This is a genomic window from Geobacillus genomosp. 3 (genome assembly GCF_000445995.2).
GTDB lineage: Bacteria > Bacillota > Bacilli > Bacillales > Anoxybacillaceae > Geobacillus.
The window spans coordinates 2271243-2285886 of sequence record NC_022080.4 but is presented as its reverse complement, the minus strand read 5'-3'; the positions used below and the strand labels follow the sequence as shown (position 1 = coordinate 2285886).

Genomic DNA, 14644 nt, shown 5'->3' with positions numbered 1-14644 from the left:
GTGTATATGATTTCAACAAACATTAAAATCGGGGATCCAGTTTATTTCGAAGTTTTAGAATTTTTACAAAAAGAAGCAGAATGCTTAGACAATGGAGATTTTCGGACATGGTTATCTTTGTTGGACGAAAAGATTCGCTACGTGATGCCTGTTAGAACGACTCGTGAACGTATTCATGGGAAAGGATTTATTGACAATATGTATCATTTTGAAGAAAACTATGCTTCTCTTAAGAAACGAATTGACCGATTAGATACGGAATTTGCTTGGGCGGAAGATCCTCCTTCCCGTACTAGAAGGTTTATCGATAACGTTCGTGTTGAGCAAGTGAACGAACATGAATTTAACGTGAGGAGCTATCTCCTTTTAACACGAAGCCGCGGCAACGAGCCTGAATATTTCCTCGTTACCTGTGTTCGCAACGATACGCTGATACGCACGGAACAGGGTTTAAAACTGAAAGTGCGAGAAATTTTAGTTGATCAAACTACGTTAGGGATGGATAACTTAGCGGTTTTTCTCTAAAGTTTCCTTTTCTAAAGAAAAACAACTCAATGTTTGCCCTAAAAAATATTAGCAAAGTAATTGGGGAGGAATAGAAAATGACAAAACGACTAGAAAACAAAGTGGCGTTCATTACAGGTGCTGCTGGTGGACAAGGACGAGCAGCAGCAATAGTTTTCGCCCGAGAAGGGGCAAAAGTAGCAGTAGTGGACGTGGATGCAAAAGGAATCGAAGAAACTGCTCGCCTTGTTAACGAGGCAGGCGGGGAAGCAATTGCCATTCCATGTGATGTCTCCAATGAAGAGCAGGTAAAACAGGCGATTCAACAGACGGTGAACACCTTTGGTAAGTTAACGACGATTTACAATAATGCGGGGATTGCTCATAAAAATTTTATGATTACGGTAGATGAACTAAGTGTTGAAGAATGGGACAAAATCCAAAATGTGAACACGAAAGGCATGTTTTTTGTGGTGAAGTATGGTATTCCGGAATTGTTGAATGCTGGTGGCGGAACGATCATCAATACGGCATCCACGGCTGCCCTAGTCAACAGCCCGGGAGGACCTTCCTATTCCGCCTCAAAGGGAGCCATCATTTCGTTTACTCGTCACATTGCTGCTACGTATGCCAAAAAGGGCATCCGCGCCAATGCTATTGCTCCGGGGTATGTGATTACGCCGATGACGAAGGCTATGGAAGAAATGCTGCCTGAACTAGATAAAATCGCTTCGGAAGCAACGCCGCTTGGCCGGGGAGCACAGCCGGAAGAAATCGCTAACGTTGCACTTTTCTTAGCATCCGACGAATCTTCGTTTGTTACAGGTGCTGTTATTGTGGCGGATGGAGGCATGACGATCGTTTAAAGATTTTTTAAAAGGAGTGATTTCCATGTGGTTAGTTCAATTGTCCGTGAAAAAAACAATGGATCAAATTGATCCGAAATGGTTCGAAGAACATGAAAAGCGTAATCAGCAATTACGGGAGACAGGTATTATACTGGCAAACGGAGCGTTTGCGGATGGAAGCGGCGGATGCATCATTTACGATTGTACTAAAGAAGAAATTGCTTCTCTCATCCAAGAAGATCCTTTGGTGGTACATGAAGTTGTCGATTATGACTGCAAAGAATGGGACGCAATATTTTCCACAAAAATTCAATAAATATAAACAACAAGGAGGAAAAATATGGCGGATGAACCACAAATGATTGTCGGAAACGAGTTTACCCAAGTCATTATTAGAAAAATTTACACAAGAAATGGGGAAAGAGTAGAAATTGTTTCACCAAAGTTAAAACGCTCAATTCAGCTCGATCCACTGGCCCTCGAAAGTTTGACTTGGCAGGATATCGAAGTGTTTACGGGATTTTTAGCTAAACCCTTCGGCGAATAAACGTTGCAAATTGCAGTCAACTCTCTCGCTATTTGCTTAACGGTTCCATCTTCTTTCCCTTCATTATGCAAAAGGACCGTGTCCTTCTTGCGAAATTTTACCACACAACGTTGGCGGAGTGCTTCGGACACGGTCTATTATTTAAAAAATAAATAAAAAAATTTAAAAAATAAATAAAAAAATATTGACTTATCATCGTTATAATGATAACTTTGTAACTAAGATACTAGTATTCTATAACATAAAGAAAGGAGAAAGGTAAGTTGGGTGAAAAAGTAGGTATTTGGTCGCAAATATTGGATATTCCCTTAAAGCAATATTATGTTGACGTCAACGGAATTAACACGCGAGTATTTGAAGCCGGAGAAGGGGAACCGCTTATTTTCGTCCACGGTACAGGAGGACACCTTGAAGCGTATGCTAGGAATTTCAAAGGCTTGTCAAAAGATTTCCGAGTGATCGCTTATGATATGGTGGGGCATGGATACAGTGATAAGCCGGATAGACCATATACGATTGATTATTTAAGTGATCATTTAGTTGGGTTGGTGAAAGCGTTGGGATTAAAAACGTTCAGTCTTTCCGGTGAATCGTTAGGAGGATGGGTGGTCGCTTGGACGGCAGCACATCATCCAGATCTTGTCGATAAATTGATTTTGAACACTCCTGGGAATATCACGAACAAGCCGGAAGTAATGAAACAAGTAAAAGAGTCCACCATCAAAGCGGTTATCGAAGCAACGCTGGAAAATGTTCGAACACGGTTAGAATGGTTATTTTACGACAAAAGCTTTGTAACGGATGAACTAGTAAACATTCGATACCAAATCTATACTCAACCCGAGTTTAAAAAGGCAGTTTACCATATTGTGTGTCTTCAAGATTGGGAAGTTCGAAAAGATTACGCATGGGATCCTAAGTGGTGTGGTAAAATCCAGTGTCCTACATTGCTATTATGGACTGACCATGATCCAACAGGGACAATCGATGAAGCGCTGATTTTAAAGGAATGGATACCAGACAGCCAATTGCATGTGATTAAAGACGCGGGACACTGGCCACAGTGGGAAAAGCCAGAGGAATTTAATGAAGTGCATCGCAAGTTTCTGAAAGAAGGGAGCCTATAATTATGGGAGCACGGAAAGGAATTGACTATATAGAGAGGTTGAAAAACAATCCGCCAGAAACGTGGATTGGTAATGAAAAAGTTACAGATCCTACAACACATCCAGTTTTAGCACCAGCGGTGAATTCCATTGCCCGTCTGTATGACTCGCAGTGGGAAAAAGAGAAACGATCTTTTATGTTATTCCCGTCTCCAAAAAGCGGTGATCTTGTTGGTGCCTCTTTCTTAGTTCCGACATCCAAGGAAGATTTAGCGATTCGTCGCATGATGCATCAAGACTGGGCGGAACAAACATTTGGAATGATGGGGCGCTCGACAGATTTTATGAGCGCGATGCTGACAGCGTGGTACATCAATGCTGACTTCTTCGGTCCATATGCTGACAATGTTCGGAATTATTTCGAATATGTCAGAGAAAATGACTTGTATTTAACTCACGTGTTAATTGACCCCCAAGTGGACCGCGGCAAGCCGCCGTCTGAACAACCGGATGAGTATACGTATTTGGGAGTGGTGAAGGAAACGGATGCAGGGATCATTGTTCGAGGCGCTAAAATGTTAGCGACGGCAGGCCCATATGCTGATGAAATGCTTGTTTGGCCGTTTCACCTACGAAAACCAACTGAAAAAGATTACAAATACGCCATTTCTTTTGCAATACCGATGAATACTCCTGGAGTTCGCTTGATTGCCCGGGAACCGTTCACTCGATCATCGGTTTATGACCATCCACTCGCTTCACGCTTTGATGAACTGGACGGTGTCGTTGTATTTGATGATGTACTCGTTCCATGGGAAAGAGTGTTTATTTATCAAGATGTCGAGCGGGTCAATACGATTTGGAAGTTAAATTCCAATGCTTTTACCGGACATCAGACAGCTATTCGCCTGCAAACGAAGCTGCAGTTTCTGGCAGGAATTGTTATGAAAGCGACGGAAATGGTGAATACCAATCAGTTTCCTCATGTACAGGATATGATCGGTGAGATCACAACCTATATCGAATTGATTCGGGCGGCTGTGATGGCGTCCGAAGCGACAGCCAAACCGAATGCGGACGGCATTTATTTTCCAAATGTAACTCCTTTGTATGCGATTCGAAACTCAGGAAACCGCTGGTATCCGCGTGTAAGAGAGATTATTCAACTGGTGATTGCTGGTGGATTGATGTATCAGCCAGCCAGTGTCGAGGTGTTTAACAGTCCGATCGCAAAAGATATTCAAAAATATTATCGCGGAGCAACAGTAACGGCAGAAGAAAAGATCAAATTGTTTAAAGTGGCAGCGGACATCGCGGTGTCAGACTTCGGCTCCCGCCATGAACTATATGAACGATTTTATGCCGGCGATCCGATGTTTCTACGGATTCAAACGCAATACTTAGGTTACGACAAGCAGGAAGCACTGGCTTTGGTCGATAGACTACTTGCTTCTTACAATATTGAACAAACTAGCAGCCAATAAGGTGGGATGCGCACATGGGGTTGAAAGGAAAAAAGGCATTAGTTACGGCTTCAAGTTCGGGGATAGGCAGAGGGATTGCGGAACGGTTTGCCAAAGAAGGAGCCACCGTATTTTTAAGCGGTATCGAAACGGATCTGCTTCCGCGTACGGCCTATGAGATTGCTAGCAAGACCGGGGCGAAAGTGTACTATCTTCCTTCTGATTTTACCGATGCATCTTCTGTTGAGGAATTGGCGAACCGGGCGATAGCCGACATGGGCGGTATTGATATTCTTGTTTACAATACAGGAGGACCTAAACCAGGCCGCTTTCTCGAATTGAACAGTTCTGACTGGGAGGTGGCGTATCGATTAATTTTGGATGCAGCTATCCGTCTGACAAAGGCGGTGCTTCCTGGCATGCAGGAAAAACGGTGGGGTCGTTTGATCTATATGACTTCATCCTCAGTGATTCGTCCATTGCCGAATCTGCATTTGTCGAACGTGATGAGGGCTGGAGTGAAAGCACTTGCTGAATCACTTGCCTGTGAAGTGGCACCATATGGTATCACCACGCATGTGATTTCTCCCGCACATATCGACACCGATCGCATTCGGCAGATCGCCCAATTCCGGGCGAACGAAGCGGGTCTCTCTTTAGAGGAGGTGCTTAAAGAAGATTTAAAAAATATTCCTGTCGGAAGATTCGGAACGCCGGATGACATAGCTTCCCTTGTGGCGTTTCTGGCTTCGGAACAATCCTCTTTTATGACAGGTCAGACGCATGTTATTGACGGAGGATTCACCTTAGTCAGTCCACTCTAAAGAAGGGAGAAAGAATTTATGCAAAATCGAAATCACCAGACAAAAGAAGAGAAACTCCACTCGTTTATGGAGAAGTTAAAAAAGTTGAAACAACGTGATAACCAAAATGTCTCCTCCGATTGTTTAGTAGTGCACTCTAACGATGCCATTTGGCTAGACAGCAGTGTTACAGGAAACCCGAGTGAAATCGGAGTGTTGGTGGACATTCCGACGAAAACAATGGAGTTTTATTTACAAAGAATTCCGGCTCATAGCAGCACAGATTTACAGCGTCACGTTCATGAATCGATCCATTATGTCATTGAAGGGGAGGGATATTCAGAAATTGGCGACCAAATCGTCAAGTGGTCGACAGGGGATTTTGTGTATACCCCTCCTTGGATTTGGCATAGACACTATAATTCTGGAGATACCGATGTTCGAATGCTGTTAATCGAAAATTCTAGGCTGTTGGACGCGCTGGATGCCAATCGGCGGGAAAGTCTAGGAATGATTAGTTTTAAGGAATATTTTAAAAACAATTAAGGAGCATTCCCGTTAGGAGCTTTTCCGGGGACTTGATCAAAAAAAGCCCTCTTGGTATGATGCAGGGGTGCCAAACAATACCTACCATCATGCCAAGGAGGACTTCAGATGAATTGTACACAAAATCAGAAAATCAATCAAGTCACGGAACACACATTGGTCGTGGGCATCGATATCGCGAAACGAACCCACTACGCCTGCTTCGTGGATGACCGGGGGCGCGTGCTTCGCAAGTCGTTCCCGATCTTCCAGTCGAAAGAGGGGTTTCAACAGCTGTATGAAGCGATTCAGGAGGGGAGGAAAGCGTTCGGGAAGTCACAGGTGATCGTCGCTGTGGAGCCGACCGGGCACTACTGGTTGAACCTGGCCTACTTCCTCGAGGAAAACGGGATCCCGCTGGTCATGGTCAACCCGGCGCATGTGTGCCGGTCGAAAGAACTCGATGACAACCTGCCGACGAAACACGACGCCAAAGACGCCCTGGTCATCGCCAGGCTGGCGAAAGACGGGCGATTCCTCGTCCCCCGGCTGCTGCACGAGATCGAAGCGGATTTGCGCGTCGGGAGCACGCTCAAAGAGAAGCTCCGGAAGGAACAGGCGGCGGTGAAAAACGCGATCATCCGTTGGACGGATCGGTATTTTCCAGAGTTTTGGACCGTGTTTCGCGACCTGGGGAAAACAGCGCTGGCGGTGCTGGAGTGGACGCCGCTTCCGGCCGATATGGCGGGTCGGACCGCCGAGGAGCTTCTGGAGGCGTACCGGCAAAGCGAAGGGCTGAAATGCCCGCAGAAAGCGAAAATTCAGGCGTTGATCGACGCCGCGAAGGGCTCGATTGGGGTGACGGAAGGGACGACGATGGCCCGGTTTGAGATCGCCGCGCTCGTCCGCCAATACCGCCAGTTCGAGGCCGAAATCGCAGCGTTGGACGCCGAGTTGAAGGCATTGGTTCAAACAACGATGGAGTATCAATGGCTGAAAACGGTCGACGGGTTGGGAGATGCCACGATCATCGATCTGCTGGCGGAGATCGGCAGTTTTGCCCACTATCGGGACCCGCGTCAATTGGTGAAGTTGGCGGGCCTGACGCTCAAGGAGAACTCCTCCGGCCAGCGCAAAGGGCAAAAGCACATCTCGAAGCGGGGACGGAAACGGCTGCGATCGGTGCTGTTTCGGGCGGTGATTCCGCTGATCCGGCACAATGAGGCGTTTCGCGAGCTGCATGAGTACTATACGACCCGGCCCGTCAACCCGCTGACCGGAAAGCAGTCCATCGTCGCGTTATGCCGAAAGCTGTTGAATGTGCTGTTTGCGATTTGCACGAAGAAACAAGCGTTTGACGCGGAGCGAATGAGGCAGGACGTCTTGTCCCATGTTCCACACCGGGCGGCCTAAGGCCTCCCCCCACGAACGGAAGAAGTGTTGGACAACAGGATGACACCGGAGAAGCTGGCGTGATCTCATCCATTCGACCTCGAGTCCCGAAAGGAGCTTGGCCGGCCTCCGCCTGATGACGAGACCGAACGAGGGAATGTTGGCGCAAAGACGCCCGGAGACATGGGAGGGTTCGTCCTCATCAGCGATGCGGAGATCCAAGGGTGCATCGAATACACTTCCTCCCACGTCAGGAAAATGGATCCAGGCGTGGCCGCGAAGCGCACCCTAGGTCTGTAAGATATCCACAAAATTGAAAAAGGATGTAAGGGATTTTGTCGAAAAATATTTTTTCGGCACCCCTGAGAGGCCGAAAAGCCTTGATATATCAACATTTCTAGAGGGAGGATGTCTCACATGGGAATTTTTAAATTTGCTAATGGAACGATTCGTGTGAAAGATTTGGAAAAATCGATTGAATTTTACCGTGATGTCATCGGCATGCATGAACTAGCAAGAGAAAAGGGAGTCGTGTATTTCGGCTGTGGCGCTGACGAAACGTTCGATATCGCCATCAAAGAAGGCGGCACCGGCGTTGAGCAGTTTGCTTTGCAGGTTGCCGATGAGGAAGATATTCAATACTACGAAAAGAAATTGACAAATCTGGGGATTTCTACGCAGCGAATGTCTAATCCAGAACCGGGGAAAAAAGTAGCGCTACGGTTTGCGGCACCGAGCGGCCATCAACTCGAACTAGCTTTAATGGAAGATCGTCCTCATTACCTTCATCCTGTAGCAGGACATAAAGGTAGTCGAGGCATAGGGATACTAGATGCAGATCATATTACACTGCATACGAAAGATGTAAAAGGATTGGCAGAATTTTTGCAAGAAGCTCTCGATTTTAGAGTGGCCGATGTGTTTGAACCAGCTCCAGGCGTATGGGGAGCGGCATGGACGCATGCTTCTGACTATCATCATGATGTAGCTTTGATTGGGACTTCGGAAGACACGACACTGCATCACTTTGCTTTCCTCGTAAGCGGATTTGAGGATATGAAACGGGCCTGTGATTTGCTTGCTCAAGCTGGTTATAAGATTGAAACGGGTCCGGGGAGACATGGGGTCGGTGGAAATTTATTTACGTATTTTCTTGATCCGAGTGGAAACCGCATCGAGTTGTCGGCGGAAATGCCAAGAGCGGATCGCTCCGTTCCTCATAAAGTATGGCCGGATTTCCCACCTGCTTTCAGCACATGGGGAGCACTCCCACCTGAATCTTTTGCCAAGGGGTCTTGATATGAGAGAAAAGGTAAATCTTCAAGCTATTGCTCAAATGCTGTTTGATGCATTCGAGAAAAAGCAGGCGCTTCCTCCATTGACAGAAACGTATCCTTCTTTAAGTGTGGCGGATGCTTATCAAATTCAAAGATATTTAATCCGACTTCATCAACAACAACATCGCACTATCATCGGACATAAGATCGGTCTTACGAGCGAAGGAATCCAAAAACAATTGAATGTGTTCGAGCCGGACTTCGGAGTGATGTTCTCACAATTTGCATTTGAAAACGGTGTTATTGTTTCGAAAAATGAGATGATCACCCCACGGATTGAAGCTGAAATCGCTTTCTTACTAGAAAAAGATTTGGAGGGACCAGGAGTGACCGTCCCTCACGTTCTTGCTGCTACCAAAGCGGTGATGCCCGCTTTTGAGCTGATTGACAGCCGCATTCAAGATTGGAAGATTCAGATTGCGGATACTATTGCTGACAATGGATCGCATTGGGGAGTCGTCTTTGGCAGTCAAGTAGCAGCACCGGATCAGTTAGATTTGCGGCATGTTGGATTAGTGCTTGAACGAAATGGAAAGCTCATCGGTACGGCGGCAGGCGCTGCCGTACTGGGACATCCCGCCCGTGCCGTCGCATGGTTAGCCAATAAATTGTCGGAATGGGGAGAAAAACTGCAGGCGGGAATGATCATATTGTCAGGCTCCTTTACCCCGGCTTTCGATCTTATTCCCGGTCATTACAAAGCGACCTTCGGTGAAGGACTCTCTTCTGTGGAGGTGTATGTTAACGGATGAACCGAACAGTGAAAGTAGCGATTCTCGGATCAGGAAATATTGGAACGGATTTAATGTACAAAATATTGAAAAAACGATGGGTACTTGAACTAAGCATGATTGCCGGCATTGATCCTCAATCAGAAGGATTAGCACGGGCCCGAGCGGAGGGTGTGTACGCTACCGCCGGAGGAATTGATGCCATATTGGAAGATCCCGAAATCAAAATCGTTTTTGATGCCACGAGCGCGAAAGCTCATCTGAAACATGCGAAACGTTTAAAAGAAGCAGGTAAAGTGGCCATTGATCTGACTCCAGCAGCGGTAGGACCATATGTAGTTCCGCCTGTTAATTTAATGGAACATGTTGATAAAGATAATGTCAATTTGATTACTTGCGGCGGCCAAGCCACAATTCCGCTAGTTTATGCGGTCAGTCGAGTGGCAAACGTCAAATATGCCGAAATGGTGTCAACCGTATCTAGCAGTTCGGCTGGACCTGGTACGAGACAGAACATTGATGAATTCACATTTACCACGTCCCGTGGATTGGAAGTGATCGGAGGAGCGGAAAAGGGAAAAGCGATCATTATTCTTAATCCGGCTAAACCGCCTATTCTTATGCGCAATACGGTTTATATCGCTTACGAAGATGGCGATGACCATCAAATTCGCCACTCGATTGGCCAAATGATTCATGACGTTCAGCAATATGTGCCGGGGTATCGGCTGAAGGGAGAACCTATTTTTGACAGACGGGAGACTCCGAAAGGACGGTTGGACGTTGTCATCTTGCTCTTAGAAGTGGAAGGGGCCGGCGATTTCCTTCCTGTTTCAGCAGGTAATTTAGACATTATGACCGCTTCAGCAAAACAAGTTGGTGAAGTTATCGCAAAACGGCTTATTGAAATGACATCGACAGCGTAATTGATTTTGGAAATTACTGTTTTATAAAAGAGAGGATGAGAAGAAAGTGCCTAAGCAAGCCATTCGAATAATGGATACGACGCTTCGAGACGGTTCTCATGCCATTCGACATCGATTTACAAAGGAGAACGTACGGCAAATCGTGCAAGCGTTAGATGAAGCGGGAGTGCCAGTTATCGAAGTATCTCATGGTGATGGATTAGGCGGTTCGTCTTTGCAGTACGGGATGTCGCTTGTGGAGGAAATGGAATTGATCGAAGAAGCGGCGAAAACGAGCAGACGGGCAAAAATCGCAGCCCTTCTGCTTCCGGGAATCGGCACAAAGAAAGAATTGCAACAAGCGAAAGACTGCGGTATTCAAATGGTGCGTATTGCGACCCAATGTTCCGAAGCAGACGTGTCGGAACAACATTTCGGATTAGCAAAAGAGTTGGGACTGGAAACTGTCGGATTTCTTATGATGGCTCACATGCTGTCACCAGAAGAATTGGCACAGCAAGCCAAATTGATGGAATCCTATGGAGCGGACATAGTGTATATTGTAGATTCGGCCGGTACGATGTTGCCGCAAGATGTGATAGACCGAGTCATAGCGTTGAAAAAAGTGTTGAATGTGCCTATCGGATTCCATGCCCACAATAATCTAGGGTTGGCTATCGGAAACAGTCTGGCCGCCATTCAAGCAGGTGCCACCAACATTGATGCGAGCACGCGCGGTTTAGGGGCAGGTTCGGGAAATACCCAAACGGAGGTGCTGGTCGCCGTCTTATCCAGAATGGGCATAGAGACAGGTATTGATTTGTTTCAAATCATGGATGCGGCGGAATATATCGTGGATCCCCTCATGGATTCCCCAATGATCGTCAACCGGGATGCGTTGACGATCGGATTTACCGGTGTATACTCGACGTTTTTATGGCATGCAAAACAAGCCGGGGAAAAGTTCGGCGTAGATCCGAGAGAAATTTTAATAGAATTAGGACGCCGAAAAGCTGTGGCGGGACAGGAAGACTGGATATTGGATGTAGCATCCGATTTATCTTCAGCGAAGGGGAGATGAATGGTGATAGACAAGAGAGAATTTCGTAATACGCTCGGACGTTTTGCTACTGGGATTACGATCGTAACCACGGTGGAAGAAGACAAAGTGCATGGAATGACGGCCAATGCTTTTTTATCCGTTTCGCTCGATCCTCCTTTAGTTTTGGTATCGATTGATCATAAAGCAAAAATGCATCAACTTTTGCCGAAGACCCATATGTATGGAATCAGTATTTTACGGGAAGATCAAGAAGCGGTTTCCCAGCATTTTGCCGGACGTCCTCAGGAAAACGCTCCTCAATTTTTTTGGAAGGAAAATTTTCCATTTATTAAAAACTCTATTGCTCAATTGGCATGTGAGATCGTCGATGAACATCCGGCCGGGGATCATACTTTATACATTGGGCAAGTAAAATGGCTGTCCTATGAAGAAGAGGGAAACCCATTACTATTTTATGCAGGAAAGTATCGCAAATTAGATTTGAAGGGGGAAGCAGAATGATTTTGCGGCTTGGTCATGCTGAACTGTTTGTCACTGATCTGGAAAGGGCGCGAGAGTTTTACGTACACATTCTCGGATTCCGCGAGAACGACTCGGATAAAGAACATATTTATTTGCGCGGAGTCGACGAATTCGATGCACATACGCTTACGCTTACAAAAAATAGCTACGCGGGTCTTGGCCACTTCGCTTTACGCGTATCAGAGCATGAAGATTTGGAACGTTTAGCTGACCAACATAAAAAGTTGGGCATTCCTTGCCAACTCGTTCCGGCTGGTGTTGAACCAGGTCAAGGTATGGCGTTGCGCGTCATAGAGCCGAATGGCCATCCCATCGAATTTTACCATGAAATGCAGCAAATCGATGTATATAACGAGAATGGTAGGTTGAAAAGACTTCCGATGCGATCGACTCATACGGACAAAGGAATTCCCCCGTTGCGAATTGATCATGTGAATTTGCGTGTCGCAAACGTCGACTATGCATTGCGTTATTGGCGAGATGAATTAAATTTCAGCGTTTCAGAGTATGTGGAACGGGATGGTGAAACGTTTGCAGCGTGGACGCGGCGTTTTCCTGGTACACACGATGTGGCTCTTGTGAAAGCAAATGGTCCATCTTTACATCATATCGCATATACCGTACAAGGTCCGGCGGAAATTATTCGAACAGCCGATTTATTGGCTGATGCCGGCTATCAAGATGCGATTGAATTTGGTCCAGGTCGGCATGGATTGAGCAATGCATTCTTTTTGTACATTCGCGACCCGGATGGAAATAGAATGGAAATTTATACAGGGGATTATTTGAGAGATTTAGATATGCCGCCGATTAAATGGACGTGGGAAGAATACGATCAAAAAGGAAGGCTTTGGTGGGGACCGTCTTATCCGGAACGTTTTTTGGAAACGAGTCCAGTCAATCAAAATTGGATTTCCAAATGATCATAACGAGTAGGTGCATGATTTTTTGAAATGCTTTTTTTATCAAAAGTTATACACTTGAGAAATAAAAAAACTCTAAGCGTTCAACATACGGAAAAATTAAGTTGGGCTTATATATAGGTAGCGTCAAAAGTTTTATGAAAACTCCACATCCGCCATCCCATGGAGCATCGTAAGGCATCCTTGGAGCCGGATTCGCCCTTGACCAACACCCGCCAAAGGTGTGAAAGGGACGTCAAGGGCGACGGGGACAAAAAAGAGGGCATAAGAAAGCCGCCCTTGCCCTTACCGAATTTTACCTTTGACGAGGTTCGGTTGGTCAAGGGTTCGCTTCGCCGAATCCGGCTGTTCTTCTGATCCATGGGCTCCGGCGGACAAAAAAGTTAGGCTGCCTCTTGTTGGAGGAAATCTTGAGCCATGGCGATCAGCTTCGTCCACCGGGCCGGCATATGGGGCAGGTCGGCGAGCTCCGGGATGACGACAGGAACCCGGCCTTCGAGTGCACCGTGCGGGCGCAGGAAGTTGAAATACGCCACAAACAGCGTGACAAAGGAGACCGATCCTTCTTCCGCACCAAATCCGTGAGTCGGCCGATAGTTGCCTTTAAACGTCCGGTTGAATCGCTCGATGATTTGTTTGAGCGCGCGGAACTCTTCGGACACCGGATCCTCATTGGTCAGTCCGATCACTTGGCGGACGTCAAACGGAATCCCGTGCTGGGCAAAAAAGTGCTGCGCCAGCAGGTAAATGGGATTGCCGTCGACGACGAACGACAAATCGTCCGGGATGGACGGCAGCTTTCGCAGGACGTCATCGATGGCCCGAATGGCCGACAACGCATCCCGGTGGGGCGAGACGCGATACGACAACACCACTTTTTTCACGGCATCAAACATAAAAAACAGGTAATGCCAGCGTCCTTTCACGCGAATATACGTCTCGTCCCCACAGAACGAGCCGGACAGCTCGTACGGGAACCGGTCGACAAACGGCTGAATCATGAGCGCGACGCTATTGGCGTAGTTGAGCACCGTCTGATGGGAGATCGACACGCCATGCACATCCTTCATGATTCCGGCTGTCTGTCTGGAGGACATCCCATAGTTAACGTAGTACGTCAACACGAGTCCGAGGGTGTGCGACGACACCGCCAGACGAGACAAATCGACCTTTGGCTTTTTCGGCGACGATGGGGCCAATGGTTGAAAGTCAAACAAAAACTCACGGAACCGATACCGCACCTTGAAGGCTTGAGGGTTCTGCTGGAACCGTTGGCGTTCTTTTTGGCTCATCCGGCGAAGGTTCTTTTGGTAAAACGGGCAGTCGTTGTTCTTGCATTTGTAGATGTAGTAGTCCTTGCGTTCTTTGATTTTCTCAAGCGTTTGGAAGCAGTGCGGGCAACGAAAGACCGCTTGCTTTTTGAACCGATTTCGATGGTTGAACCGGCATTGGCACACTTTGCATTGGTACTGCCCTTTTCCGCCGTTGTTGGCGTACAGGTAGGATGACGGCGCCTGGCAACGGGGACACGTCAACGAATCCGGAACACGGTGTTTAGCGTTGTCCCGGCGTTGGATCGGCGGCAACGGACGGCCGTGCCGGGCTTCGTAGTCGGCTAAAAGCTGCCGGTAGTCGAGTGTTTCTGGGACAACGATGATGGGAAGGTCATCGACTTGAAGTTTTCGGTACGGTTTTCGAACCGGTTCGTCCATGTCTTTGCGGCTTAAGGATTTTCCTAATAAGGCACCAATTAAATAGACAATGATTTGATGTTGGGACTTGATTATTTCGAGCAAATAGGCTAATAATGGAGGTAACAAGCTTGTCACTCCTTTGTTTTGGGTGTTGGGTGTGGGGTTACCTCAATGATGGCCTAAAACAACGGGGGTGGCAAGCTTTTTTTATTCTAACCGTTGAAACTCAATGAAAAACAGTGAGTGTGGAGGATAAACTTTTGACAATACCTATATATATG

General features: G+C 46.8%; 16 protein-coding genes. 15 read left to right on the top strand and 1 reads right to left on the bottom strand.

Translation table 11 applies throughout. The annotated features are described in order from the left end of the window. Nucleotides 1-6: 6 nt before the first annotated feature. The 15 genes from M493_RS11365 to hpaD all read left to right on the top strand — a co-directional run bounded on the left by M493_RS11365 (nt 7) and on the right by hpaD (nt 12669). Nucleotides 7-525, top strand: a complete 519-nt coding sequence (locus M493_RS11365) for an aromatic-ring-hydroxylating dioxygenase subunit beta (protein WP_020960493.1) — start codon at nt 7-9, stop codon at nt 523-525. Nucleotides 526-602: 77 nt separating this feature from the next. Further along, the gene (locus M493_RS11360; RefSeq protein ID WP_020960492.1) at nt 603-1370 is read left to right on the top strand and encodes an SDR family NAD(P)-dependent oxidoreductase; all 768 of its coding nucleotides are present in this window, start codon (nt 603-605) and stop codon (nt 1368-1370) included. A gap of 25 nt (nt 1371-1395) precedes the next feature. Further along, nucleotides 1396-1668, top strand: a complete 273-nt coding sequence (locus M493_RS11355; protein ID WP_020960491.1) for a YciI family protein — start codon at nt 1396-1398, stop codon at nt 1666-1668. A gap of 24 nt (nt 1669-1692) precedes the next feature. Beyond that, entirely contained in the window at nt 1693-1899 is a 207-nt protein-coding gene (locus M493_RS11350; protein WP_020960490.1) for a hypothetical protein, read from the top strand. A gap of 263 nt (nt 1900-2162) precedes the next feature. Continuing rightward, on the top strand, nt 2163-3026 hold the full coding sequence (locus M493_RS11345) for an alpha/beta fold hydrolase (RefSeq protein WP_020960489.1): 864 nt from the start codon (nt 2163-2165) through the stop codon (nt 3024-3026). A gap of 2 nt (nt 3027-3028) precedes the next feature. Further along, nucleotides 3029-4489 (top strand): 4-hydroxyphenylacetate 3-hydroxylase family protein, encoded by a 1461-nt coding sequence (locus M493_RS11340; protein WP_020960488.1) that lies wholly within the window; start codon nt 3029-3031, stop codon nt 4487-4489. A 14-nt stretch (nt 4490-4503) separates the two neighbouring features. After that, nucleotides 4504-5292 carry an SDR family oxidoreductase gene (locus tag M493_RS11335; protein ID WP_020960487.1) on the top strand — a complete coding sequence of 263 codons (789 nt, stop codon included), beginning with the start codon at nt 4504-4506 and terminating at the stop codon, nt 5290-5292. Between the two features lie 18 nt (nt 5293-5310). Further along, the gene (locus tag M493_RS11330) at nt 5311-5817 is read left to right on the top strand and encodes a cupin domain-containing protein (RefSeq protein ID WP_020960486.1); all 507 of its coding nucleotides are present in this window, start codon (nt 5311-5313) and stop codon (nt 5815-5817) included. Between the two features lie 108 nt (nt 5818-5925). After that, on the top strand, nt 5926-7209 hold the full coding sequence (locus M493_RS11325) for an IS110 family transposase (RefSeq protein ID WP_020959148.1): 1284 nt from the start codon (nt 5926-5928) through the stop codon (nt 7207-7209). Between the two features lie 396 nt (nt 7210-7605). Then, nucleotides 7606-8487 (top strand): VOC family protein, encoded by an 882-nt coding sequence (locus M493_RS11320; protein WP_020960485.1) that lies wholly within the window; start codon nt 7606-7608, stop codon nt 8485-8487. Nucleotide 8488: 1 nt separating this feature from the next. Continuing rightward, nucleotides 8489-9277 carry a 2-keto-4-pentenoate hydratase gene (locus M493_RS11315; protein ID WP_020960484.1) on the top strand — a complete coding sequence of 263 codons (789 nt, stop codon included), beginning with the start codon at nt 8489-8491 and terminating at the stop codon, nt 9275-9277. Beyond that, nucleotides 9274-10182, top strand: coding sequence for an acetaldehyde dehydrogenase (acetylating) (locus tag M493_RS11310; protein WP_020960483.1), 909 nt, complete (start codon nt 9274-9276; stop codon nt 10180-10182). Before M493_RS11315 ends, M493_RS11310 begins: the two co-directional genes overlap by 4 nt. 46 nt (nt 10183-10228) lie before the next feature. Further along, nucleotides 10229-11242, top strand: a complete 1014-nt coding sequence (dmpG, locus tag M493_RS11305; RefSeq protein ID WP_071990883.1) for a 4-hydroxy-2-oxovalerate aldolase — start codon at nt 10229-10231, stop codon at nt 11240-11242. Then, a complete protein-coding gene (locus M493_RS11300; RefSeq protein WP_020960481.1) occupies nt 11243-11725 on the top strand; it encodes a flavin reductase family protein in 483 nt (160 codons plus the stop codon). Continuing rightward, a complete protein-coding gene (gene hpaD / locus M493_RS11295; protein WP_020960480.1) occupies nt 11722-12669 on the top strand; it encodes a 3,4-dihydroxyphenylacetate 2,3-dioxygenase in 948 nt (315 codons plus the stop codon). The genes M493_RS11300 and hpaD overlap by 4 nt, the downstream gene beginning before the upstream one ends. Before the next feature lie 383 nt (nt 12670-13052). On the opposite strand, the gene M493_RS11290 is transcribed toward hpaD, so the two are convergent. Next, nucleotides 13053-14489, bottom strand: a complete 1437-nt coding sequence (locus tag M493_RS11290) for a DDE-type integrase/transposase/recombinase (protein WP_020960479.1) — start codon at nt 14487-14489, stop codon at nt 13053-13055. Between the last annotated feature and the right edge of the window lie 155 nt (nt 14490-14644).

Coding starts and splice junctions, on each gene's coding strand:
- M493_RS11365 (WP_020960493.1), top strand. CDS start 7: ATGATTTCAACAAACATTAAAATCGGGGATCCAGTTTATTTCGAAGTT.
- M493_RS11360 (WP_020960492.1), top strand. CDS start 603: ATGACAAAACGACTAGAAAACAAAGTGGCGTTCATTACAGGTGCTGCT.
- M493_RS11355 (WP_020960491.1), top strand. CDS start 1,396: ATGTGGTTAGTTCAATTGTCCGTGAAAAAAACAATGGATCAAATTGAT.
- M493_RS11350 (WP_020960490.1), top strand. CDS start 1,693: ATGGCGGATGAACCACAAATGATTGTCGGAAACGAGTTTACCCAAGTC.
- M493_RS11340 (WP_020960488.1), top strand. CDS start 3,029: ATGGGAGCACGGAAAGGAATTGACTATATAGAGAGGTTGAAAAACAAT.
- M493_RS11335 (WP_020960487.1), top strand. CDS start 4,504: ATGGGGTTGAAAGGAAAAAAGGCATTAGTTACGGCTTCAAGTTCGGGG.
- M493_RS11330 (WP_020960486.1), top strand. CDS start 5,311: ATGCAAAATCGAAATCACCAGACAAAAGAAGAGAAACTCCACTCGTTT.
- M493_RS11325 (WP_020959148.1), top strand. CDS start 5,926: ATGAATTGTACACAAAATCAGAAAATCAATCAAGTCACGGAACACACA.
- M493_RS11320 (WP_020960485.1), top strand. CDS start 7,606: ATGGGAATTTTTAAATTTGCTAATGGAACGATTCGTGTGAAAGATTTG.
- M493_RS11315 (WP_020960484.1), top strand. CDS start 8,489: ATGAGAGAAAAGGTAAATCTTCAAGCTATTGCTCAAATGCTGTTTGAT.
- M493_RS11310 (WP_020960483.1), top strand. CDS start 9,274: ATGAACCGAACAGTGAAAGTAGCGATTCTCGGATCAGGAAATATTGGA.
- M493_RS11300 (WP_020960481.1), top strand. CDS start 11,243: ATGGTGATAGACAAGAGAGAATTTCGTAATACGCTCGGACGTTTTGCT.
- hpaD (WP_020960480.1), top strand. CDS start 11,722: ATGATTTTGCGGCTTGGTCATGCTGAACTGTTTGTCACTGATCTGGAA.